Raw genomic sequence first — 23,650 nt, forward strand, 5'->3', positions numbered from 1 at the left:
AGCGAAAAGATGACTGAGAAGTTTACTGGCAATTTCACCCAGCAGGAACCAATCCCGGATGAGGCGATCGAGGCGGCTCTGGCCGTTTTGCGTCATGGCCGGCTGCACAGATATAACGTCTCGCCCGGCGAACTGGCCGAGACCGCCCTGTTAGAACAGGAATTTGCCGCGCAGACCGGCGCAAAATACTGTCTGGCGGTCTCTTCGGGCGGCTATGCACTGGCGACAGCATTGCGCGCGATAGGGGTGCAGCCCGGAGATACTGTTCTGACCAACGCTTTCACCCTGGCGCCGGTGCCGGGGGCGATTGCCTCGATCGGAGCCAAGCCGGTATTTGTCGGTGTGACCGAAGCGCTGACGATTGATCTGGATGATCTCGAAAGCAAACTGGATCAGTCAGATGTGCTGATGCTCAGCCATATGCGCGGGCATCTGTGCGACATGGATCGGTTGATGCAAATCTGCGATGCCGCCGGTGTGGCCGTGATCGAAGATTGCGCGCACACGATGGGCGCCGCATGGCGCGGGCAAAAATCCGGACGGCAGGGCATTATCGGGTGTTATTCCTGCCAGACCTACAAGCACATAAATTCCGGTGAAGGCGGGTTGTTGATCACCGATGACGAGGAACTGGCTGCCAAGGCGACGGTCCTTTCAGGATCCTACATGCTGTATGAGCGCCACCTTGCAGCGCCGGGCCCAGAGGTGTTCGAGCGGATCAAGTACACCACGCCCAATGTCTCAGGGCGCATGGACAATTTGAGGGCCGCGATCCTTAGGCCGCAACTTCGCAACCTGGAACAACAGATTGACCGGTGGAATGAGCGCTATGTCGAGATCGAAAAAGGGCTGCGCGGCACGCCGGGTCTTACCATTGTCGAACGACCCGAGGCGGAAACTTATGTGGGCTCGTCTATTCAGTTCTTGCTGCTGGACTGGTCACCCGAACGGATTGCTCTTGTGATGCAGCGCTGCGCGGCGCGTGGTGTGGATCTGAAATGGTTCGGCGGAGCAGAGCCCACCGGGTTTACCTCGCGCTATGACAGTTGGCGATATGTGGAAAGCGCGCCTCTGCCTGCGAGTGACCGCATTTTGACCGGGATCATGGATATGCGGGTGCCATTGACTTTTTCACTGGATGATTGCCGGTTGATCGCACGGATCATTCGCTCCGAGGTCGGCGCGGTGTTCCAGTCCTGATCACATTGCCTGTGATTCGAGCGGGGATTTTTGGTTCTTCCGCAGCCGCTCGACCAGTCGTTTTTGCAGCCGATTTTCAGGGATCGGATAAGACGGCACCGTATTTTTGGCTTCCAGCAGATTTGGAAAGATCATTTGGATTTCTTCGCGGGCCTGCGCCGTAACGGATGCCAGTGACGTGTCGGTCAGCAACAGGCTTTCGCTCGGGGCGCCATTTGCAAAAACGATTTCATGGTTGTCGAACAGCAGGTGGTAATACACAACCTGATCAAGGCTGTTTTCTATCTCGATCCCCGGCAATTCCGACAGCTTGATGGCCGCGACCAGCACATCCGGCGATCCGAACATGCGCTGCGCCACCGCCGAAGAGATTTGCATTCTGTGCTGCCGGGAAACCAATAGATCCTGTTTCGGCAAACCGTCCCCCAATGCGGATTTCGCGATTCGAACCGGATTCAGGTTTGGATTGATTGCCAGATCGGTTGCCGAAAGATGCCGCTGTCCGATCCATCTGACAGGTTTCAGCCCCGATCGGGTCAGCACAAGATCACCTTCACGCAAGGTTTCAACGGGACGTTCCCCGAGTTCCGTCTCGATCAAGGTGCCCTGACAAAAACACACCAGTAACTCGATGTTATCGACAATGGCGCCAAGGCTATCATTAAGGCCAAGTTCGGTAAGGCGCAGGGTATAGTCACCGGCGGAAGGGAAATCGACCTGCATGGTGAATGTGGAAAAGCTGTTCGCAGTCGGCAGAACAGTCATCGAGGCGATAACGACGCCGTTGCTGTCCAGAATCTCGACGGTAAATCCTTCGCTGCCTGCATTTGAGTTAGATGCCGTCCTAAGTGCGGAATCCAGGCTAAGCTCGCCGGATTTGGGGTCATCCAGCGTAAAGGTTTGCTCCATCACCGTGACTTGGCTTGCGTTGCCATCCATTTCGGCCACACGATTCGATGAACCATTCCCGAGATAGGCACCCTCAGTGTGGTCAGCTTCGATATCCGTACCAGACCAATTTGCGGAACCGCTATTAAAAGTACCATTTACGATGACATTGGTTGGGGCCATTCGCAGAATCCTTGAAGCAAAAACCTTAACGGCTTTGGCGATCTAATCGTCGAGTATGGTGAATTTGTGACGCTCCGGATCGGCTCGCGGGTGAACCTTTTTCGGTCAGCGCTTGACCCGGGTTCATGGTCATGGCAGATTATTTGAACAATCGTTCATTTACTGGGAGAGTTCGATGTTCACGGCGGCCATGCAATTCGATCTGGGTGAAGATGTGAACGCACTGCGTGAAATGGTGCATCGCTGGGCGCAAGAGCGGGTGAAGCCGATGGCCGCGAAGGTCGATGCCTCGAACGCGTTTCCCAATGAGCTTTGGCGCGAGATGGGCGAATTGGGCCTGCTGGGAATTACAGTGTCCGAGGAATATGGTGGCGCGGCCATGTCCTATCTGGCCCATACCGTCGCGGTCGAAGAAGTGGCCCGGGCCTCTGCCTCAATCTCATTGTCATACGGGGCGCATTCAAACCTGTGCGTCAATCAGATCAAGCTGAACGGCAGCGCAGAGCAAAAGGCGAAATATCTGCCTCGGTTGATTTCCGGCGAACATGTGGGCGCGCTGGCCATGTCTGAGGCGTCCGCCGGATCAGACGTCGTTTCGATGAAGCTGAAGGCGGAAAAGCGCAACGACCACTACCGGCTGAACGGAAGCAAGTACTGGATCACGAACGGGCCGGACGCGGATACTCTGGTCGTTTACGCCAAGACGGATCCTGATGCTGGATCCAAAGGGATCACCGCCTTTCTGGTCGAAAAAGAGATGACGGGCTTTTCCACGTCGCCCCATTTCGACAAGCTGGGCATGCGCGGATCAAACACGGCGGAATTGATTTTCGATGACGTCGAGGTGCCCTTTGAAAATGTACTGGGCGAGGAGGGTAAGGGTGTAGCGGTTCTGATGTCAGGGCTGGATTACGAACGCGTCGTGCTCGCCGGGATCGGAACCGGAATCATGGCCGCCTGTCTGGACGAAGTCATGCCGTATTTGGCCGAGCGCAAACAGTTCGGCAAACCGATTGGCAGCTTTCAGCTGATGCAGGGCAAGATTGCTGACATGTACACGGCCATGAATTCAGCCCGGGCTTATGTCTACGAGGTCGCCAAGGCCTGTGACCGCGGGGATGTGACCCGGCAAGATGCGGCAGCGTGCTGTCTGTATGCTTCGGAACAGGCCATGACGCAGGCCCATCAGGCAGTTCAGGCTATGGGCGGCGCGGGGTTCCTGTCGGATTCGCCGGTCAGCCGCATATTCCGCGACGCCAAGCTGATGGAAATCGGCGCCGGTACCAGCGAAATCCGCCGGATGCTGATCGGACGGGAACTGATGAACGAAATGCTCTGAGCAAAAAAAAACGCCCCGCCGACGAGGTAACGGCAGGGCGTTCTGTGTAAAGGATCAGAAGCGGTGAACGTAGGATACGCCGACCAGCCAAGGATCGATTTCAGCGGTGCCGATATCGGCACCGTTCAGTGTGACATCCGAGTCGATATCGAACCAGCGAACGTTCAGACGCACGGCGCCTTTTTCGGTGACCATATAGTCCAGACCGGCCTGCAGTGCGAGGCCGACCGAGTTGTCGAGTTCGAGATCACCCAGAGCCGATTTTTCGTCGAAGAAGATGGTATAGTTGATGCCCGCGCCGACATAGGGTTTCCAGACCGAGTTGGTCGGGAAGTGATAGTTCAGCGACAGTGTGGGCGGCAGGTGTTTGACGGTCCCTGCGTCGAGGCTGCCACCCAGAGTGACCTCATGGCTGAACGGTGTGGCGGCCAGCAGCTCGATACCCAGATTATCCCGAACGAAATACTCGGCAGTAAAGATCGGGCGTGTGTCGGAATCGACATCTGCATCCAGCCCGGCGAGGGACCCATTGTCGGATTTCGGGTCGAGATAGCCGACACCGACACCAACGGTCCAGTCGCCCTGATTTTGGGCGAAAACGGGCGCAGCAAACGCGACGAGCGCGGTCGAAAGAGTCAAAGCGGCGAGTTTCTTGGTCATTTTACGGCCTTTGGATTTGTTGATGACCGGGTTTTGCATGAAGCAGAGCCCGCCGACTCTGATCTGCATCAAATTCCCGTGACCGTCTTTGGTGGCTCGATTCAGAAAAGACATAGAAAAACAAAGGGTTTCGGTAATGTGTCCCGCTGAAGGCATACCTGGTTTGCATCAGGGTGGGGGCTGGGATCTGCCGGACCGGTTGAACATGGCGCGGCAATGCTTGGAACAGCCCCCAGAGCAGACGGCGATCATCGACCTGACCGGGGGTGAGGGCAAGGTCGTCACGTTTGCACAACTCGGACGCTTGGCCGATGACATCGCACTCGCCTTGCTCGATCGGGTGCGGCCTGGGGATCGCGTTGGAGTACTGCTCAGCCAGTCACCCGGCTGCGCGGCTGCGCATCTTGCGATCTGGAAGATCGGCGCGATTTCGGTGCCTTTGTTTAAATTGTTCAAACATGACGCGCTGGCCTCGCGTGTCGCGGATGCAGGGGCGCAACTGGTGTTGACAGACGCAGAGGGTGCTGCGCTGCTGGGGGATTTGGCCGTACCGGTTCGGGTCGATCAGATAGCTCCGTCTGATGATCCGGTGCCCTTTGCGGATACCGGCCCCGAGGATCCGGCAGTTCTGATCTATACTTCCGGCACCACGGGCAGCCCCAAAGGCGCGCTGCATGGGCATCGGGTTTTGACCGGCCATTTGCCGGGGGTCTCGATCAGCCACAACCATCTGCGCGAAGGTGACTTTCTGTGGACGCCCGCCGACTGGGCATGGATTGGCGGGTTGTTCGATGTGTTGATGCCAGGGCTGGCGCTGGGCATTCCGGTGGTCGCGGCCCGGCTCGAGAAATTCACCCCCGAGGCCTGTGCGGATGTGATCGCACGTGGCGGGGTACGGAACGTGTTCTTTCCGCCTACCGCATTGCGGATGCTCAAGGCCACGGATCAGGCGATCCCCGGTCTGCGCTCGGTCGCTTCCGGAGGGGAGCCGCTGGGTGCCGAGATGTTGGAATGGGGGAAGCAGGCGTTCGGCCTGACGATCAACGAATTCTACGGTCAGACCGAATGCAACATGGTCGTGTCTTCCTGCGCTGAGGATTTTCCGGTGCGCCCGGGTTGCATCGGTAAACCGGTTCCTGGGCATGAAGTTGCAGTGATCGACCAGGATGGCCAGCCCACAGATCAAGAGGGCGACGTGGCCATCCGCCGAGGCTCGGCCTCGATGCTGCTGGAATACTGGAACCGACCTGAGGCCACGGCCGAGAAGTTCCGCGGCGATTGGCTGATCACCGGAGATCGCGGCATGTGGGAGGGTGAGTACTTACGCTTTGTTGGCCGCGATGACGATGTGATCACTTCCGCCGGGTATCGCATCGGCCCTGCTGAGATCGAGGATTGCCTGTTGACCCATCCGGCGGTGGCGACAGTTGGTGTGGTCGGTAAACCTGATCCTTTGCGGACTGAGATTGTGAAGGCCTATGTCGTGTTGAAACCGGGAGCCACGGTTGCGGAGCGAGAGTTGCAGGATTGGGTCAAGGATCGTCTGGCGCAGTATTCCTATCCGCGCGAAGTGGCGTTTCTGGAAGAATTGCCGATGACGGTGACGGGGAAGGTGATCCGGAAGGATTTGAAGGCGCGTGCGGTGGGTGAGGTAAGGCAATGAGTCGAATGTTAGTCAGCATCGCATTTTTCTTTGCAACATTTCCGTCTTTCGTTGCAGCTGGAGATTTTCGCCTTGCTGATGCGTTGATGAAATCATGCCTTCAAACCTTTTCGGAGGTCCTAATTGAGACACTGGAAAAAGTGACCGATGAAAGCACATTGATTGACGTTCGTGGTGCAGCGTCTCAGGATGTGGCGCTTTGTGCGGGGCTCGCAATCGATGTTTGTTCTGTTGGTATTCTGGAAAGTCAGGACCAGTGCTTTTCTAAACTCGAAATGAGTATCGACGAAATTCGACAAAAAACGATCACGAATCTTCCCGAGACCATCTCTGGCACATTTCGATCCCGAAGTTACCGATTCGCATTTGCCCGCGCAAAAGAACCGGCAATACGCCTTGATCCAAGCCCTACGGTTCCACCGCAACTGACCAGTGTGCTGTCCGAGGCGATGCGCCTCGCAGACGCGCGTACGGCGCAGCGACTCCAGATTTACGCTCAAAGAGAGGTTCAGGAATGAAACTCACATCCAAATCCATGCCCGCCTCCGAGGGTTTCAAAGCAAACCGCGCGGCCCATCTCGACGCGCTGGCGCAAATCTCTGCCGCTGCGGAAGCGGCCCGTCTGGGCGGGGGTGAGAAATCCCGCGCGCGGCATGAATCGCGGGGCAAGATGCTGCCCCGGCGCCGGGTTGCGAACCTGCTGGACCCAGGGTCCCCGTTTCTGGAAATCGGCGCGACGGCGGCGCATGGGATGTATGGCGATGCCGCGCCAAGCGCTGGTGTGATTGCGGGCATTGGCCGGGTGCAGGGGCGCGAGGTCATGGTGGTTTGCAACGACGCCACCGTGAAGGGCGGCACTTATTATCCGATGTCGGTCAAGAAACACCTGCGCGCGCAGGAGATTGCCGAGGAAAGCCAACTCCCCTGTATCTATCTGGTCGACAGCGGCGGGGCGAACCTGCCCAACCAGGATGAGGTCTTTCCCGACCGCGACCACTTTGGCCGCATCTTCTATAATCAGGCCCGGATGAGCGCGAAGGGTATCCCTCAGATCGCGGTGGTCATGGGTTCGTGTACGGCGGGCGGGGCCTATGTGCCCGCGATGTCGGATGTGACGATCATCGTCAAAGATCAGGGCACGATCTTTCTGGCAGGTCCGCCTTTGGTCAAGGCCGCGACCGGGGAGGTTGTCAGCGCCGAGGATCTGGGCGGTGGCGACGTCCATACCCGTCTGTCCGGCGTGGCCGATTACCTGGCTGAGGACGACGCCCACGCGCTGGCCTTGGCGCGGCAGGCGGTGCGTTCTCTGAATCTGCGCAAGCCGCGGACCGTGGATTGGGCCAGCCCCGAAGATCCGGCCTATGACCCCGAGGAAATTCTGGGCGTTGTCCCCGCCGATCTACGCACGCCCTATGATATCCGCGAGGTGATCGCGCGGCTGGTCGATGGCTCGCGCTTCGACGAATTCAAACCGCGCTTCGGTGAGACATTGGTGACCGGATTTGCCCATGTAAAAGGTTGCCCCGTCGGGATCATCGCCAACAACGGCGTGCTGTTCTCGGAGGCGGCCCAAAAGGGCGCGCATTTTGTCGAGCTGTGTTCGCAACGCAAAATCCCGCTGGTCTTCCTGCAAAATATCACCGGCTTTATGGTGGGCCGCAAATACGAAAACGAAGGCATCGCGCGGCACGGGGCAAAGATGGTGACAGCCGTTGCCACAACTTCGGTGCCCAAGATCACCATGCTTGTCGGGGGCTCTTTCGGGGCCGGGAACTATGGCATGGCGGGGCGGGCCTATCAGCCCAGGTTCCTGTGGACTTGGCCGAACTCGCGTATTTCCGTAATGGGGGGCGAGCAGGCGGCGGGCGTGCTGGCCACCGTCAAACGAGACGGGATCGAGCGGCAGGGTGGCAGTTGGTCGGCTGAGGAAGAGATCGAATTCAAGCGCCCAACATTGGATATGTTCGAGGAACAATCTCACCCACTCTATGCCTCGGCGCGCCTATGGGACGACGGCATCATCGACCCGCGCAAAAGTCGCGATGTTCTGGCCTTGTCGCTGAGTGCCGCCCTGAATGCCCCGATTGAGGAGACACGTTTCGGCGTGTTCAGGATGTAGATACGATGAATCTAAAAAAGAAAATTCTTGATACCATGCCTGAGGTCAAAGTGCCGGACCTCACTAAAAGAGCCGAGATTTCTGTTTTTCTGGTGCACAACTCTCGCGATCCGGAGGACTACTTTTTTCTCTTTGATTTCGAGGAATTTGTTGATCGGTCGAATGGCGGCTACTTCGTTCGCCCGGCGTTAAAGATATTCTCTGGGCGAGACGATTTCAGTCGCGTTCGGTTTGCGCGCGAATTTCGCCAGGTTTTTGCGCGTGAATTTGATCGGATGCGTGCAGAACTCGCAGCCGAGAAGGGTAAGCGTGGTTGGTTGAATTGGAGTTTCGGATTGAACTCGGCTGTGGATATCGTTGGCGGATTGGTCGGTAATTTAATTTTGGCAATCGCCCTATCCGTAGGGAAGAAAGTGTTCGGTGACATCGCTTTGCCACGCATCTTGATGGGTAAAAGCGATGAAGCCAAGCTTGCGGACGAAATTGACAGAACAAAGACTAAGGTCGAAGGCGCGCTGGCTGAGATCGAGATCACTATTCACCCCGAACTTTATCACCACGCATATCGCGATGGTCATCTTGGCAAGATTAGCGGCATGGATCGGGATGCATGGCCGTTGCCGAACTTTGTTCGCGTGCATTTGACAGACGAAAAGAGTGGGTCATGGTGGTAGGAGGCGATCAATGTTCGACAAAATCCTGATTGCTAACCGGGGCGAGATTGCCTGTCGGGTGATGGAAACGGCTCAGAAAATGGGTGTGTCCTGTGTTGCAGTGTATTCGGACGCGGACGCCTCGGCCAAGCATGTGCAAATGGCGGATGAGGCGGTGCATATCGGTGGAGCGGCCCCGGCGGACAGCTATTTAAAGGGTGATGTGATCATTCAGGCAGCGTTGGATACAGGCGCGCAGGCGATCCACCCCGGCTATGGGTTTCTGTCTGAAAACCCCGGTTTCGTTGACGCGGTTGAGGCTGCGGGTCTGATCTTTATCGGGCCCTCGGCGGATGCGATCCGCAAGATGGGCCTCAAAGACGCGGCAAAAGTGTTGATGGAGCAGGCGGGCGTGCCCGTGGTTCCGGGTTATCACGGCGATAACCAAGACCCTGATCATCTGGCGGGCGCGGCCCAGACTATCGGCTATCCAGTGCTGATCAAAGCCGTTGCGGGGGGCGGCGGCAAGGGGATGCGGCTGGTAGAGCACCCCGAAGACTTTACTGAGGCTCTAGACAGTGCGCGGGGAGAGGCGAAAACCGCCTTTGGCAACGATGCCGTTCTGGTCGAAAAATTCGTTTCCAAGCCTCGGCATATCGAGGTGCAGGTGTTCGGCGATGGCACCCAAGCGGTACATTTGTTCGAACGCGATTGTTCGCTGCAACGGCGGCACCAGAAAGTGATCGAAGAGGCCCCGGCTCCTGGAATGACAACTGAAATGCGCGAGGCCATGGGGCAGGCGGGCGTGCGGGCCGCCGAGGCGATTGGCTACAAAGGCGCAGGTACGGTTGAGTTCATCGTTGATGCATCGGACGGGCTGCGCCCGGATCGGTTCTGGTTCATGGAGATGAACACGCGCTTGCAGGTGGAACACCCCGTGACCGAGGCGATTACCGGCGTTGATCTGGTCGAATGGCAGTTGCGAGTCGCTTCGGGTGAGGCGTTGCCAAAAACGCAGGATGACCTGACGATCAACGGGCATGCGTTCGAAGCCCGGCTTTACGCCGAGGACGTGCCCAAAGGGTTTCTGCCCGCAACAGGTACGCTGACACATCTGCGCTTTCCTGCGGAATGCCGCGCCGATAGCGGAGTGCGGTCCGGCGATACAATCAGCCCCTGGTACGATCCGATGATTGCCAAGGTCGTGGTGTATGGCCCGACGCGTGCGGTGGCGCTGGAAAACCTGCACCGGGTTCTGCGGCGGACCGAGGTTGCCGGGACGGTCACGAATCTCTCGTTTCTTGGCGCGCTGACCCGGCACCCTGGATTTGCGGCGGGCGATGTCGATACCGGGCTGATCGGTCGGGATATCGACGGGCTGGTCCGAACTTCTGATGCGCGCGCGGGCTTGATTGTTGCAGCAGCCATGACGGCGCTTGATCTGGTCGAGACCGGGCCCGACACGGGTTTCAGCCTGTGGGCGCCGCTGCACCGGGCCGTCCAGTTGAAGTACGATAGCGAGCTCATTGATCTAGACGTACAGGTCGAAGGACCTGACCGGCAGGTCTGGCAGATCAAGGACACAACGGTTCTGGCGCAACGGCGCAATGGAGGCTGGTACATTGATGACCGCCCGATGCCGCCCGTGGCACTGGCTGGTGCGACAATCACAGTATTCGATGACTATGGGCAAGTGTTTGAGCATGTCGATCCGCTGGATCGCGATGCAAGCGCCTTGGGCGATACCAATGTGGTCGAGGCGCCGATGCCCGGTCTGGTCAAGGCCATGTTCGCCACCGTAGGGCAAGCCGTTTCAGAAGGTGATCGACTGGCCATTCTGGAAGCGATGAAAATGGAACATTCCTTGCTGGCTGCCCGTGATGGTGTGATCGCCGAGGTGCTGGCCGAAACGGGCGCTCAGGTCGAGGCCGGCGCGGCGCTGGTCCGGCTGGAGGAGGAATGATCTGTCCCGCTGCACCGCAACGTGGCACAGTCGGGACAACACGGCATAACGGGAGGCGAAAGCTATGGGTGAACGGGTCGACATTTTTGAAGTAGGGCCACGTGATGGGCTGCAGAACGAACAGCGGGAAATTCCTGTTGCCGAGAAGGTCGCTCTGATCGATTGCCTGAGCAAGGCGGGCTTCAATCGGATCGAAGTTGCCAGTTTTGTGTCTCCGAAATGGGTGCCCCAGATGGCTGGCAGTGCCGATGTTCTGGCCGGGATCCAGCGGGTTGGTAAGGTGCGCTATGCGGCGCTGACGCCAAATATGCGCGGGTACGAGGACGCCTTGTCTGCCAAAGCGGATGAGATTGCCGTATTCGCATCTGCCTCGGAAGGGTTCTCGAAGGCCAATCTCAACGCGACCATCGCCGAATCCATTGAGAGGTTCAAACCGATCCTAGAGGCTGCGCGCCATATTGACCTGCCAGTGCGCGGTTACGTGTCCTGCGTGACCGACTGCCCCTATGATGGTCCGACCCCACCCGAGAAGGTGGCCGAGATTGCGGACACACTATTTGCGTTGGGTTGCTATGAGGTATCGCTGGGAGATACGATCGGGCAAGGAACACCGGACACTATCGCCCATATGCTTCTGGCGGTGCGTGAGACGGTGCCTGTTACCCGCTTGGCGGGACATTTCCACGACACCAATGGTCGGGCCATCGACAATATCGACGCTGCATTGGCGCTGGGCGTGCGGACATTTGACTCAGCAGTCGGGGGGCTGGGCGGTTGCCCCTACGCACCTGGCGCAGCAGGGAACGTGGCCACCGAAGCCGTGGTCGCGCATCTAGAGCGTCTTGGATACGAAATGGGGCTTGATCTGGGGATCGTGGAACAAGCGGCACAAATGGCACTGGCCATGAGGGCGGAGTAGGCGATGTTAGAAACGATCTCGGTCACGGTTGATCCACGTGGCGTTGCAACCCTGACGCTGAACCGCCCGGAGAAGCATAATGCGATGTCCGCGCAGATGATCCGGGAACTGACACAAGCGGCGGTGCAGTTGGGCGGCGATGGCACTGTGCGCGTCGTCGTTCTGACCGGAGCAGGCAAAAGCTTTTGTGCCGGTGGGGATCTGGGCTGGATGCAGGACCAGATGGCAGCGGATCCTCAGACACGCTTTGTCGAAGCACGCAAACTGGCCGAGATGTTGCAGGCGTTGAATGTGATGCTCAAACCGCTGATCGGAGCGTTACAGGGCAACGCCTTTGGTGGCGGCGTGGGCCTTGCCGCCGTCTGCGACGTGGCAATAGGTGTCGAGACCCTGAAAATGGGCCTGACCGAGACGCGACTGGGTCTGATCCCGGCCACCATCGGCCCCTATGTTGTCGCTCGGATGGGGGCGGCACGTGCGCGGCGGGTCTTTATGTCGGCCCGATTGTTTGACGCGGCCGAGGCCGTCGATTTGGGCCTATTGGCCAAAACGGTCTCAGCAGAAGATCTGGCGGACGCTGTCGAGGCCGAGGTTGAACCCTATCTGTCATGTGCGCCTGGTGCGGTGGCCTCGGCCAAGGCCTTGGTTCATGGTTTGGGGCCGCGTGTTGACGATCCCGTTATCGACCAAACGATCCGGGCGCTTGTTGCGCGCTGGGAAACCGACGAGGCGCATGAGGGAATCAGCGCATTCTTCGACAAGCGAAAACCTGTATGGAATAGTTAGGTTTACGTTCTGTCGGTCTGGGCGTTTCACGGATCGAAGTTCGGCTGGAATGAAACGGAATATTAGGGTGCCATGCGGTTGTGTTTGGTTGACCCTCTGACCCCGCGCGGATAGAGAATGTCCAATCAACACGCTAATTGACGGCGCTCCCCTACGGGGCACGCGCAGGAAAGGAGCTATTCGTGGAAGACCTGCTGCGGGAGTACCTCCCGATCCTGGTGTTTCTGGTCGTCGCTGCGGGCCTTGGAATCGTCTTGATTCTTGCCGCTGTGGTGCTGGCCGTCCGCAATCCCGACCCTGAAAAGGTCAGCGCTTATGAATGCGGCTTCAACGCCTTCGACGATGCGCGGATGAAATTCGACGTCCGATTCTATCTGGTCGCGATTCTTTTCATCATCTTCGATCTGGAAATTGCGTTCCTGTTCCCTTGGGCCGTGGCTTTCAAAGACATCAGCGATGTCGGATTCTGGTCCATGATGGTGTTCCTGGGCGTTCTGACCATCGGCTTTGCCTATGAATGGAAGAAGGGGGCCCTGGAATGGGAGTGATGACGGGTGCAAACACCGCCGGCGTCGACAAAGAAGTCGCCACCCAGGCCCTGAATGCCGAGCTGCAGGACAAAGGCTTTCTGCTGACCTCGACGGAGGACATCATCAACTGGGCCCGAACCGGGTCGTTGCACTGGATGACCTTCGGGCTGGCCTGTTGCGCAGTTGAGATGATGCACACCTCGATGCCGCGTTATGATGCAGAACGGTTTGGTATCGCGCCACGCGCGTCCCCACGTCAGTCGGATGTGATGATTGTGGCCGGAACGCTGACCAACAAAATGGCGCCTGCGCTGCGTAAGGTCTATGACCAGATGCCCGAGCCGCGCTATGTGATCTCGATGGGATCCTGCGCCAACGGCGGCGGGTATTACCATTATTCCTATTCTGTTGTGCGCGGCTGTGACCGCATTGTGCCGGTCGATATCTACGTGCCCGGTTGCCCTCCGACGGCTGAGGCGCTGTTGTATGGTCTGATGCAGCTGCAGCGCAAAATCCGCCGCACCGGCACCATTGTACGCTGAGGAGAGGGCAATGAGCGAAGCACTCAAAGAACTCGGCGCGCAGCTGGAACTCAAACGGACCGATTGCGTTCTGTCCTGGGATGTCACCCATGATGAGTTGAACGTGGACGTGGCCCCGTCGAACCTTGTGGAATTTATCGAATTTCTGAAGGGCGATGCCAGTTGCAAGTTCTCGACCCTGGTGGACATCACAGCCGTTGACTATCCCGAGCGGGCCAAGCGGTTCGATGTGGTCTATCACTTTCTGTCGATGTACCAGAACCAGCGTATCCGCCTGCGCGTGTCGATCCGTGAGGATGACATGGTGCCGTCGATTGTCGACGTTCACCCCTCGGCCAACTGGTTCGAGCGCGAGGTGTTCGATATGTTCGGCATCCTTTTCTCGGGCCATCCTGATCTGCGGCGAATCCTGACCGACTATGGCTTTCGTGGCTATCCGCTGCGCAAGGATTTCCCGACCACCGGTTATACCGAGGTCCGTTATGACGAGGCGCAAAAGCGTGTGGTCTATGAGCCGGTCAATCTGGTGCAGGAATACCGTCAGTTTGATTTCATGTCTCCGTGGGAGGGTGCGAATTACATCCTGCCCGGCGATGAGAAACAGGAGAGCGAATAATGGGTGGCATCTGGTGGCTGATCCTATCTGCACTGACCATCATCCCGATGGTAAAGATTTTGCCGTTCTTCGGGATTAACAAATACTGGTGCCTGCTCTGTCTGATCCCCTTTGGCACGATCGCGTTGCTGTGGTGGGTCGGGCTGAAACTGCAAGAGCTGGAGCGCCGCTGAGATGATGATGCTGGGGGAACTGATCGTGCTGGGTGCGCTGGGGGTCCTTCTGGCGGGGGCTGCAGCCAAGGCGGCCGAGGCCGAAAAGGTCCGGGTTCGGGCTGATGCAAAAAAGAATAAGCGGGGGCGTTGATGGACGGCTCAAGATATGATGACGGCAGCACGGACGCGCTGAGCGGAGAACAGAAGATCCGCAATTTCAACATTAACTTCGGCCCGCAACACCCTGCGGCGCACGGAGTTTTGCGTCTGGTGCTTGAGCTGGACGGCGAAATTGTCGAGCGTTGCGACCCGCATATTGGTCTGCTGCATCGTGGCACCGAAAAGCTGATGGAAAGCCGGACGTATCTGCAGAACCTGCCGTATTTCGACCGTCTGGACTACGTGGCGCCGATGAACCAGGAACATGCCTGGTGTCTGGCCATCGAAAAGCTGACCGGGGTCGAGGTTCCGCGCCGCGGTTCGCTGATCCGGGTTCTGTATTCCGAGATCGGGCGCATTCTGAACCACTTGCTGAACGTGACCACCCAGGCGATGGATGTGGGCGCGTTGACCCCGCCGCTCTGGGGCTTTGAAGAGCGCGAAAAGCTGATGGTGTTCTATGAACGCGCCTGCGGTGCCCGCCTGCACGCGGCCTATTTCCGCCCCGGCGGCGTACATCAGGACCTGCCGCCGGAACTGCTGGACGATATCGAGGCGTGGAGCCACGAATTCCCCACCATTCTCGACGATATTGACGGTCTGCTGACCGAAAACCGCATCTTCAAACAGCGCAACGCCGATATTGGCGTGGTGACCGAGGATGACATCCAGAAATACGGTTTCTCGGGTGTCATGGTACGCGGATCGGGGCTGGCCTGGGATTTGCGCCGCGCGCAACCCTATGAATGCTATGACGAATTCGAGTTCCAGATTCCGGTCGGCAAGAACGGCGACTGCTATGACCGCTATCTCTGCCGCATGGAAGAGATGCGCCAGTCCTTGCTGATCATCCGTCAGGCCATCGCCAAAATCCGCGAATGCCCCGGAGATGTGCTGGCCCGCGGCAAGATCACCCCGCCGAAACGCTCGGATATGAAAACCTCGATGGAAAGCCTGATCCATCACTTCAAGCTGTATACCGAAGGCTTCCACGTGCCCGCGGGCGAGGTCTATGCCGCCGTCGAGGCCCCGAAGGGCGAATTCGGCGTCTATCTGGTCGCCGATGGCACCAACAAGCCTTACAGAGCCAAACTGCGCGCGCCGGGCTTCCTGCACCTGCAAGCCATGGACCACATTGCCGGAGGCCACCAACTGGCCGACGTCGCCGCCATCATCGGGACGATGGATGTCGTGTTCGGGGAGATTGATCGGTGAGACGGTGTTTCAATTCGTTCGCCGCAATAGGTTTGTCCGTGGTTTGCGGGGCAGAGCTTTCGGCGGGCCAAGCCGTCGAGGGCAACTTAAATGATCTTCTGGCCGAGGGCTTTAAGATTGTTTCGACAGTTGGGACACCAAGATCAACTGGCATGGATTTGCTAGTTATCGTGCAAAAAGAAGAGGTTGCCGCATTCTGTCAAGTTGGGCTGCAAGAGGTAACCAAATCGCACGAAAGCACCCCAGTGTACGTTTCCGGGCCTTGGAATAATTCCTTGCTTTGCTTGCCCTTGGTAAATGGAGCGTACGAAGGGATTGTGCCGGAAGGTCAATATCAGCCGAATTCAGTGCAGGAGAGTAAGAACTAATGCTCCGCCGTCTCTATCCTGAACAACCCGATAGCTTTGCCTTCACCGCTGCCAACCGGCAATGGGCCGAAGCGCAGATCACCAAATACCCCGAAGGCCGTCAGGCCAGCGCGGTGATCCCTCTGCTGTGGCGCGCGCAAGAACAAGAGGGCTGGCTGAGCCGTCCGGCGATTGAATCCGTCGCTGACATGCTGGGAATGGCCTATATCCGTGTGCTCGAAGTCGCCTCGTTCTATTTCATGTTCCAGCTGCAGCCGGTTGGCTCGGTGGCGCATATTCAGGTCTGCGGCACCACCTCCTGCATGATCTGCGGGGCCGAGGATTTGATTGCGGTCTGCAAGGATAAGATCGCCGCCAAGCCGCATGCTTTGTCCGCCGATGGCAAGCTGAGTTGGGAAGAGGTCGAATGCCTGGGCTCTTGCACCAACGCGCCGATGGCGCAGATCGGCAAGGACTATTACGAAGACCTGACCGCCGAGGGTTTTGGCAAGATCATCGACGATCTGGCCGCTGGCAAGGTGCCGACACCGGGCCCTCAGAACGGGCGCTATGCGGCAGAGCCTTTGAAGGGGCTGACCAGCCTGTCAGAATATGACAGCGGCCGAACCCAGTATAACGCCAGCGTTCAGTTGGCGACTGATCTGGGGGATACCGTCAAGCGCATCGACGGGACCGAGGTTCCGATCCTGACGCCATGGCTGGGCAAGGATGGCAAGGCGGCGGCGACAAAGGCTGCTCCGAATCCTCCCAAGGCCCCCGCACCGGCCAAACCCGCGGTGAAACAAGCGGCTGAGGCGAAGGCGGTCAAAGAAGACCAGCCCGACACGCTTTCGGGTGCGCGGGACGGCAAGTCGGACGATCTGAAGCTGCTTAAAGGTGTCGGGCCTAAGCTTGAGAAGACGCTGAACGAGCTGGGCTTCTATCATTATGATCAGATCGCCAAATGGACGCCCGAGCAGGTTGCCTGGGTTGATGCGCGGTTGAAGTTCAAAGGCCGGATCGAGAGAGACGGCTGGATTGATCAGGCCACCAAGCTGGCGGCGGGTGAAGAAACCGAGTTCGCCAAGCGGGCCAAGGACGACGGTACATACGAAGACTAGGATGTGTGCCCGCTCTGGGCATTTAGGACAAGATGGACAAGGACAAGGAACAGGCCATGGCCCGCAAGGGTCGACATATCGGAGTGGTCATCGCCGTGACCATGCTGGTCTGGCTTGCCATGACCATGTTCATTGGCCCTGCGATGGAACTGCCGGGACGCTATGCGCTGCTGTTTGATTTTGCCGCGCTGGCCGGGTTCATCTATGCGGGCGTCAACATTTTTCAACTCTGGCGCATGCGTCAGGACAGCTGAAGGTAACACATGATGCTGAAGGATCAGGACAGGATCTTTACCAACATCTACGGGATGCATGAGCGTACATTGCGCGGTGCACAGGCCCGGGGGCATTGGGACGGCACCGCTGGCCTGATCGGCAACGGGCGCGACTGGATCATCCAGACGATGAAGGATTCAGGGCTGCGCGGCCGGGGCGGCGCGGGTTTTCCAACCGGTCTGAAGTGGTCCTTCATGCCCAAGGAAAGTGACGGTCGCCCGTCCTATCTGGTGGTGAATGCGGATGAATCCGAGCCTGGCACCTGCAAAGACCGTGAAATTATGCGCCACGATCCGCATACGCTGATCGAAGGCTGCCTGATAGCCTCTTTCGCGATGAATGCGCATACTTGCTATATCTACCTGCGCGGGGAATACATCCGCGAGCGTGAGGCGCTGCAGGCGGCGATTGACGAAGCCTATGACGCCGGTTTGTTGGGCAAGAACGCCGCTGGGTCAGGATGGGACTTCGATCTGTTCCTGCATCACGGGGCGGGTGCCTATATCTGTGGCGAGGAAACTGCCCTGATCGAAAGCCTTGAGGGCAAAAAGGGCATGCCGCGGATGAAGCCACCGTTCCCGGCGGGCGCAGGTCTGTATGGGTGCCCAACCACGGTGAACAATGTGGAATCCATTGCGGTCGTGCCGACGATCTTGCGTCGCGGGGCCGACTGGTTCGCAGGCTTTGGCCGTCAGAACAACGCGGGCACCAAGCTGTTTGCGATCTCGGGCCATGTGAACAATCCTTGCGTCGTTGAAGAGGCGATGTCGATTCCGTTTGAACAGCTGATCGAAACCCATTGCGGCGGCATTCGCGGCGGCTGGGACAATTTGCTGGCGGTTATTCCGGGTGGTTCGTCGGTGCCCTGTGTGCGCGGTGAGAACATGCGCGACGCGATCATGGACTTTGACCACCTGCGCAACGATCTGGGCTCGGGCCTGGGTACGGCTGCAGTGATCGTGATGGATAAATCCACCGATATAATCAAAGCGATCTGGCGATTGTCGAAGTTTTACAAACATGAAAGCTGCGGTCAGTGCACACCGTGTCGTGAAGGCACCGGATGGATGATGCGCGTCATGGATCGCCTTGTGCGCGGTGAGGCCGAGTTGGAAGAGATCGACATGCTGTTTGACGTAACCAAACAGGTGGAAGGCCACACGATCTGTGCCCTCGGTGATGCGGCAGCCTGGCCAATCCAGGGCCTGATCCGCAATTTCCGGGAAGAAATCGAAGACCGCATCAAGGCCCAGAAATCGGGCCGCACGGGTGCGATGGCAGCGGAGTGATTCAAATGGAAGTATTCTCGGACTATGGCCATGCACTTGCATCGGTGATGATCTTCACCCTCGTCGTCCTGTTCCTAGCCCCATTTTCGGCAATGGCCAAACAGGGTAAGGGGCTGGCGCCAGGCGCCACGCCCGAGCAAGATTATTCAGACAGGGCCTATCGGTTGAACCGTGCCTATCTGAACGGCACTGAAACGCTTCCTGCTTTTGTGGCGGTGACGATCGCGGCAATTTTGTTGGGGGTCAGCCCGTTTTGGGTAAACTTGCTCGCCTCGGTGGCACTGGTTTCGCGTCTGGCAATGCTGTTTGTTCATCTGCGTGGACTGGGTAAGCCGAACTCTGGCTTGCGCTCGGTTCTTTACGTGGTTGCCTGGCTTTGCATGTTCGTGATGGGGATCATGGCATTGGTGGCGGCGTTTTAATGATTGAACGAACTGTTGATCTTGTGACCAGAACCAAGAATGTTTCCCTCATCGGCGCAGTTTTACTGCTGGCGGCGGTTTCGGCCTGCGGGCTGATTAAGCCTTCGGAAGATCGTATTCTATTCGATGGCAAGTCGTTCAGAGCCAAAGCAAAGCACATCAACAAAAAAGCGTCTCCTTCGGATTTCACCGTTGTGATCAAAGGAGTATCTGCCTCATTGGATGGTGCACGCGAGGCCGGCCGTTATGAGGGCACCAAGTTTTGCATCGCGAATTTCGGATCCTCCAGGATCGACTGGAAGGTCGGGCCGGATACCGAACCACAAAACCTTCAGATCAACGATGACAGACTAACCTTTGCCGGGAGCTGCCGCCGTCCATGAAGCGGGTTTTTGCATATCACGCCGTGACAGGCCCATTGCTATTGCATAGCAATGCTGGCCTCCGTCGTCTTGGTCTTTCCAAGACGAAAGGATTTGTCATGTCTGGTATCAAAATGCTTGCCGTTGCAACGGCGCTGACACTGCCTGCGGTTGCTTTGGCTAAACCTCCCTTGCGCGAAGTCAAAGAGATCGACAACGAACTCTATTACATCGCTATCGCGAACGAAATTTCGGAATACTGCCCCTCCATCAGCGGGCGGCGTATGAAGGCGATTGGTGTGATGTGGGGCTTGCGGTCGAAGGCGAACCAGTTGGGCTATTCCGACAGTGAAATCCGCTCCTATGTCGATTCGGATGCAGAAAAAGACCGGATGCGCGCCAAGGGCGAGGCCTATCTGGCCCAAAATGGCGTGTCGTATGACCGGCCGAATTCCTTCTGTACGCTTGGTCGTGCGGAAATTGAAAGAAACAGCGCCATCGGCGTGTATTTGAGGGCGAATTGAGTATGGGTTTCAGAGCTTTGATGACGGGCTTTGCTGGTGTTTTGCTTTTGGTCTTAGCTGGATGCGAGTCAACATCCAGCCAAGCTTTGGACGCTGACACATCTCGCGCTCAGTTTCGTACACAGGTTCCGCAGAGCCTCTATGATGTGGCCTTTGCCAACGCTATGGCAGAGCAGATTGCAGGCGGTTGTCCGAATTTGTCGCTCAATCGATCGCAGATCAGGCAAAGCATGAAAACGGTAGCTGACGACCTAGAAGCCAAGGGGTATCGGGAAAGTGATTTTGTCTATCTCGAAAGAAATTTGCCGCGGAAGCGGATACAGGACGACGCTATTCGTTATATCCAAGGAAACGGCATCGTGATTGGCGTTCCAGATACGATGTGCTCGGCAGGGCGAAGCGAAATCGCCAAAAAATCTGCTATCGGCACATTCCTGAAAGGGTAGTTTAAATCATGTCTGACCTCCGCAAAGTTAACATCGACGGACAGGAAATCGAAGTCGATGGTGCGATGACCCTGATTCAGGCCTGCGAACAGGCCGGGGTCGAAGTGCCGCGCTTTTGCTATCACGAGCGTCTGTCGATTGCCGGGAACTGCCGGATGTGTCTGGTCGAAGTTGTTGGGGGGCCGCCCAAACCTGCGGCCTCTTGTGCCATGCAGGTGCGCGATCTTCGTCCAGGGCCGGAAGGGCAGGCACCGGTGGTCAAAACCAACTCGCCCATGGTCAAGAAGGCCCGCGAAGGAGTGATGGAGTTCTTGCTGATCAACCATCCACTGGATTGCCCGATCTGCGATCAGGGTGGCGAGTGCGATCTGCAGGATCAGGCGATGGCATATGGCATGTCGGGCACGCGGTTTAAGGAAGCCAAGCGCGCGGTCGATGATCTGGATCTGGGTCCGCTGGTTGGTACCGCGATGACCCGCTGCATCAGTTGCACCCGCTGCGTGCGCTTTACAACCGAAGTGGCCGGGATCACTCAGATGGGTCAAACCGGGCGGGGCGAAGACGCCGAGATCACGTCATATCTGAACCAGACGCTAGATTCGAATCTGCAAGGTAATATCATCGACTTGTGCCCCGTCGGGGCGCTGACCTCGAAACCCTATGCTTTCACCGCGCGCCCTTGGGAACTGACCAAGACCGAAAGCATCGACGTGATGGATGCCTTGGGCTCGAACATTCGCGTGGATACCAAAGGGCGCGAAGTCATGCGCTTTTTGCCGCGCAATCATGATGGCGTGAACGAAGAATGGATCAGTGATAAGACGCGGTTTGTGTGGGACGGCCTGCGTCGTCAGCGGCTGGACAAGCCATACCTGCGTGAAAACGGTAAGCTGCGCCCGGCGACGTGGCCCGAGGCGTTGACCAAAGCGGCCGAGGCGTTGAAAGGGGCTGAAAAGCCCGCCGGTATCGTGGGCGATCTGGCCCCGGTTGAGGCTGCGTTTGCGCTCAAGCAGATGATTGAAGGGCAGGGCGGGGTTGTCGAATGCCGCACCGATGGCGCCAAGCTGCCTGCGGGCAACCGCGCGGCCTATGCCGGGACTGCCGCGATTGAAGACATTGATACCGCCGAGCGTATCCTGCTGATCGGCACCAACCCACGCGATGAGGCTGCCGTACTGAATGCTCGTATCCGCAAGGCCTGGGCGCATGGGGCCGAGATTGCTTTGGTCGGCCCGGCCGTCGACCTGACCTATGAGTACCACCACATGGGCGATGACCGTGCAGCGCTGCAAAAGGTTGTCGACATGGGCGGCGATGATGAGATCAAGGGCAAACGCTCGCTTGTCATCATCGGGCAAGGCGCGTTGCAAGAGGCGGACGGTGCTGCGGTTCTGGCCGCCGCGCAAGCCATCGCGGCGAATACCGAAAGCGGTTTGATTGTCCTGCACACAGCCGCCTCACGTGTTGGTTCTATGGATGTCGATGCAACCAACGAAGGTGGCATGGATACAATCAGCGCGGCGGATGTGATCTATAATCTCGGTGCCGATGAAGTTGAAATCGGCGACGGCGCCTTTGTCATCTATCAGGGCAGCCATGGCGATCGAGGTGCGCACCGCGCCGACGTGATCCTGCCGGGCGCAGCCTATACCGAGGAAAACGGCCTGTTCGTGAACACCGAAGGCCGCCCGCAACTGGCGATGCGTGCCGGGTTTGCACCAGGTGAGGCTAAGGAAAACTGGGCGATCCTGCGCGCTTTGTCTGCCGAACTGGGTGCGACGCTGCCTTATGACTCACTGGCGCAACTGCGCACCGCGCTGATCGAGGCGGTGCCGCATCTGGCCCGTATCGACGAGGTGATCGAAAACGAGGTTCAGGCGCTGAAGCTCGGCCCTCTGGGCAAGGCGAGCTTCCGTCACACCGTCAAGGACTTCTACCTGAGCAACCCGATTGCACGGGCCTCGCAGTTGATGGCTGAGCTATCGGCGCAGACGCAGGCACGCAAAGGCGAAAAGATCGCGGCGGAATGAACCGAAACTCTGTCATATCGCATCTCGACCCTGTGCTGGTCGGACAGGGGCTCGCCCCTGTTTTGCCTATGAAACGGAATAAAAAGGGTGGCGTAGCGGCTGCAGATGCTGTTTACACCAACGCGCCGACCCAGACGCACTTTGCGCAGGCACATGGCCTTAGCATTTCGTGCGGAATACGGAATACCCACGGTGTGAGGACCAATGGCTGAATTCTTTAACACCCCAGGCGGAATAGCCCTCATCATTCTGGCACAAGTGCTTGCCGTTGTGGCCTTTGTGATGATTTCGCTGTTGTTCCTTGTCTATGGAGACCGCAAGATCTGGGCGGCGGTTCAGATGCGCCGTGGCCCCAATGTGGTGGGCGTCTATGGCCTGCTGCAAACGGTGGCCGACGCGCTGAAATATGTGGTTAAAGAGGTGGTTATCCCAGCGGGTGCAGACCGCACCGTCTTTATCCTCGCGCCGTTGACCTCATTTGTTCTGGCGATGATCGCCTGGGCCGTGATTCCGTTCAACGACGGCTGGGTGCTGTCGGATATAAATGTCGCCATCCTGTATGTCTTCGCCGTGTCCTCGTTGGAGGTTTATGGCGTGATCATGGGGGGGTGGGCGTCGAACTCAAAGTACCCTTTCCTTGGCTCATTGCGCTCTGCCGCTCAGATGATTTCCTACGAGGTCTCGATTGGTCTGATCATCATCGGTGTGATCCTGTCGACCGGGTCGATGAACTTCGGTGACATCGTGCATGCGCAAGACGGGCGCTTTGGGTTCTTCAGCTGGTACTGGTTGCCGCATTTCCCAATGGTCTTCCTGTTCTTCATCTCGGCGCTGGCCGAAACCAACCGCCCACCGTTTGACCTGCCAGAGGCGGAATCCGAACTGGTCGCGGGCTATCAGGTCGAATACTCGGCCACGCCTTTCCTGTTGTTCATGGCTGGCGAATATATCGCCATTTTCCTGATGTGCGCGCTGACCACGCTGCTGTTTTTCGGCGGCTGGCTGTCCCCGATCCCGGGCCTGCCCGACGGCGTGTTGTGGATGGTCGCTAAGATGGCGTTCTTCTTCTTCCTCTTCGCAATGGTCAAGGCGATCACGCCGCGCTACCGCTATGACCAGCTGATGCGGCTGGGTTGGAAAGTCTTCCTGCCCTTCTCGCTGGCTTGGGTAGTCTTCGTGGCCTTTGCGGCGAAATTCGACTGGTTCTGGGGGGCATTCGCCCGCTGGAGCGTAGGAGGCTGAC

General features: G+C 58.0%; 26 protein-coding genes. 24 read left to right on the forward strand and 2 right to left on the reverse strand.

Features of this window, described 5'->3' with window-relative positions:
* Positions 1 to 9: 9 nt before the first annotated feature.
* Positions 10 to 1,200: a DegT/DnrJ/EryC1/StrS family aminotransferase gene (locus AC2FH6_RS08805; protein ID WP_496690859.1), complete on the forward strand. Its 1,191-nt coding sequence runs from the start codon at positions 10 to 12 to the stop codon at positions 1,198 to 1,200.
* On the opposite strand, the gene AC2FH6_RS08810 is transcribed toward AC2FH6_RS08805, so the two are convergent.
* Positions 1,201 to 2,271 (reverse strand): Hint domain-containing protein, encoded by a 1,071-nt coding sequence (locus AC2FH6_RS08810; RefSeq protein WP_496702131.1) that lies wholly within the window; start codon positions 2,269 to 2,271, stop codon positions 1,201 to 1,203. It lies immediately after the preceding gene.
* 175 nt (positions 2,272 to 2,446) lie between these two features.
* Here AC2FH6_RS08810 and AC2FH6_RS08815 point away from each other — a divergent pair, with 175 nt between their 5' ends.
* Positions 2,447 to 3,610 carry an isovaleryl-CoA dehydrogenase gene (locus tag AC2FH6_RS08815; RefSeq protein WP_496702133.1) on the forward strand — a complete coding sequence of 388 codons (1,164 nt, stop codon included), beginning with the start codon at positions 2,447 to 2,449 and terminating at the stop codon, positions 3,608 to 3,610.
* Between the two features lie 54 nt (positions 3,611 to 3,664).
* On the opposite strand, the gene AC2FH6_RS08820 is transcribed toward AC2FH6_RS08815, so the two are convergent.
* Complete coding sequence (locus tag AC2FH6_RS08820) at positions 3,665 to 4,270, reverse strand: OmpW/AlkL family protein (RefSeq protein WP_142635181.1); 606 nt, start codon at positions 4,268 to 4,270, stop codon at positions 3,665 to 3,667.
* Positions 4,271 to 4,406: 136 nt separating this feature from the next.
* On the opposite strand from AC2FH6_RS08820, the gene AC2FH6_RS08825 reads away from it, so the two are divergent.
* From AC2FH6_RS08825 to nuoH, 22 genes are all read left to right on the forward strand, one after another.
* Positions 4,407 to 5,933 (forward strand): AMP-binding protein, encoded by a 1,527-nt coding sequence (locus AC2FH6_RS08825; protein ID WP_142634914.1) that lies wholly within the window; start codon positions 4,407 to 4,409, stop codon positions 5,931 to 5,933.
* Positions 5,934 to 5,938: 5 nt separating this feature from the next.
* Positions 5,939 to 6,451, forward strand: coding sequence for a hypothetical protein (locus AC2FH6_RS08830; RefSeq protein WP_142634912.1), 513 nt, complete (start codon positions 5,939 to 5,941; stop codon positions 6,449 to 6,451).
* Complete coding sequence (locus AC2FH6_RS08835) at positions 6,448 to 8,052, forward strand: carboxyl transferase domain-containing protein (protein ID WP_496702135.1); 1,605 nt, start codon at positions 6,448 to 6,450, stop codon at positions 8,050 to 8,052. The genes AC2FH6_RS08830 and AC2FH6_RS08835 overlap by 4 nt, the downstream gene beginning before the upstream one ends.
* Positions 8,053 to 8,057: 5 nt before the next feature.
* Complete coding sequence (locus AC2FH6_RS08840) at positions 8,058 to 8,726, forward strand: hypothetical protein (protein ID WP_496702137.1); 669 nt, start codon at positions 8,058 to 8,060, stop codon at positions 8,724 to 8,726.
* A 10-nt stretch (positions 8,727 to 8,736) separates the two neighbouring features.
* Positions 8,737 to 10,668, forward strand: coding sequence for an acetyl/propionyl/methylcrotonyl-CoA carboxylase subunit alpha (locus tag AC2FH6_RS08845; protein ID WP_496702139.1), 1,932 nt, complete (start codon positions 8,737 to 8,739; stop codon positions 10,666 to 10,668).
* Between the two features lie 64 nt (positions 10,669 to 10,732).
* Positions 10,733 to 11,587 carry a hydroxymethylglutaryl-CoA lyase gene (locus AC2FH6_RS08850; RefSeq protein WP_496702141.1) on the forward strand — a complete coding sequence of 285 codons (855 nt, stop codon included), beginning with the start codon at positions 10,733 to 10,735 and terminating at the stop codon, positions 11,585 to 11,587.
* A 3-nt stretch (positions 11,588 to 11,590) separates the two neighbouring features.
* Positions 11,591 to 12,373 (forward strand): crotonase/enoyl-CoA hydratase family protein, encoded by a 783-nt coding sequence (locus AC2FH6_RS08855; RefSeq protein ID WP_496702143.1) that lies wholly within the window; start codon positions 11,591 to 11,593, stop codon positions 12,371 to 12,373.
* A 182-nt stretch (positions 12,374 to 12,555) separates the two neighbouring features.
* Positions 12,556 to 12,921, forward strand: a complete 366-nt coding sequence (locus tag AC2FH6_RS08860; protein WP_496690852.1) for an NADH-quinone oxidoreductase subunit A — start codon at positions 12,556 to 12,558, stop codon at positions 12,919 to 12,921.
* Entirely contained in the window at positions 12,912 to 13,445 is a 534-nt protein-coding gene (locus tag AC2FH6_RS08865) for a NuoB/complex I 20 kDa subunit family protein (RefSeq protein ID WP_037307875.1), read from the forward strand. The genes AC2FH6_RS08860 and AC2FH6_RS08865 overlap by 10 nt, the downstream gene beginning before the upstream one ends.
* 10 nt (positions 13,446 to 13,455) lie before the next feature.
* The gene (locus AC2FH6_RS08870) at positions 13,456 to 14,061 is read left to right on the forward strand and encodes an NADH-quinone oxidoreductase subunit C (protein WP_271950203.1); all 606 of its coding nucleotides are present in this window, start codon (positions 13,456 to 13,458) and stop codon (positions 14,059 to 14,061) included.
* The gene (locus AC2FH6_RS08875; protein WP_170433422.1) at positions 14,061 to 14,234 is read left to right on the forward strand and encodes a hypothetical protein; all 174 of its coding nucleotides are present in this window, start codon (positions 14,061 to 14,063) and stop codon (positions 14,232 to 14,234) included. Before AC2FH6_RS08870 ends, AC2FH6_RS08875 begins: the two co-directional genes overlap by 1 nt.
* A 1-nt stretch (position 14,235) precedes the next feature.
* Positions 14,236 to 14,367, forward strand: a complete 132-nt coding sequence (locus AC2FH6_RS08880) for a hypothetical protein (protein WP_271950199.1) — start codon at positions 14,236 to 14,238, stop codon at positions 14,365 to 14,367.
* Entirely contained in the window at positions 14,367 to 15,590 is a 1,224-nt protein-coding gene (locus AC2FH6_RS08885; protein WP_271950197.1) for an NADH-quinone oxidoreductase subunit D, read from the forward strand. The genes AC2FH6_RS08880 and AC2FH6_RS08885 overlap by 1 nt, the downstream gene beginning before the upstream one ends.
* Positions 15,591 to 15,957: 367 nt before the next feature.
* Positions 15,958 to 17,058, forward strand: a complete 1,101-nt coding sequence (nuoE, locus tag AC2FH6_RS08890) for an NADH-quinone oxidoreductase subunit NuoE (RefSeq protein WP_496702145.1) — start codon at positions 15,958 to 15,960, stop codon at positions 17,056 to 17,058.
* 32 nt (positions 17,059 to 17,090) lie between these two features.
* Positions 17,091 to 17,312, forward strand: a complete 222-nt coding sequence (locus AC2FH6_RS08895) for a DUF5337 domain-containing protein (RefSeq protein ID WP_142634889.1) — start codon at positions 17,091 to 17,093, stop codon at positions 17,310 to 17,312.
* 12 nt (positions 17,313 to 17,324) lie between these two features.
* Positions 17,325 to 18,623 (forward strand): NADH-quinone oxidoreductase subunit NuoF, encoded by a 1,299-nt coding sequence (nuoF, locus tag AC2FH6_RS08900; RefSeq protein WP_142635179.1) that lies wholly within the window; start codon positions 17,325 to 17,327, stop codon positions 18,621 to 18,623.
* Between the two features lie 5 nt (positions 18,624 to 18,628).
* Entirely contained in the window at positions 18,629 to 19,045 is a 417-nt protein-coding gene (locus tag AC2FH6_RS08905) for an MAPEG family protein (protein WP_496702147.1), read from the forward strand.
* Positions 19,045 to 19,428 carry a hypothetical protein gene (locus tag AC2FH6_RS08910; protein WP_496702149.1) on the forward strand — a complete coding sequence of 128 codons (384 nt, stop codon included), beginning with the start codon at positions 19,045 to 19,047 and terminating at the stop codon, positions 19,426 to 19,428. Before AC2FH6_RS08905 ends, AC2FH6_RS08910 begins: the two co-directional genes overlap by 1 nt.
* A 98-nt stretch (positions 19,429 to 19,526) precedes the next feature.
* Positions 19,527 to 19,931 (forward strand): DUF5333 domain-containing protein, encoded by a 405-nt coding sequence (locus tag AC2FH6_RS08915; protein ID WP_271950189.1) that lies wholly within the window; start codon positions 19,527 to 19,529, stop codon positions 19,929 to 19,931.
* A gap of 20 nt (positions 19,932 to 19,951) precedes the next feature.
* Complete coding sequence (locus AC2FH6_RS08920; RefSeq protein ID WP_271950187.1) at positions 19,952 to 20,377, forward strand: DUF5333 family protein; 426 nt, start codon at positions 19,952 to 19,954, stop codon at positions 20,375 to 20,377.
* Positions 20,378 to 20,385: 8 nt separating this feature from the next.
* Complete coding sequence (nuoG, locus tag AC2FH6_RS08925; RefSeq protein ID WP_496702151.1) at positions 20,386 to 22,407, forward strand: NADH-quinone oxidoreductase subunit NuoG; 2,022 nt, start codon at positions 20,386 to 20,388, stop codon at positions 22,405 to 22,407.
* A gap of 204 nt (positions 22,408 to 22,611) precedes the next feature.
* Complete coding sequence (gene nuoH / locus AC2FH6_RS08930) at positions 22,612 to 23,649, forward strand: NADH-quinone oxidoreductase subunit NuoH (RefSeq protein ID WP_496690845.1); 1,038 nt, start codon at positions 22,612 to 22,614, stop codon at positions 23,647 to 23,649.
* The last annotated feature ends 1 nt before the right edge of the window (position 23,650 follow it).

The organism is Ruegeria sp. CDSC045 (assembly GCF_059610725.1).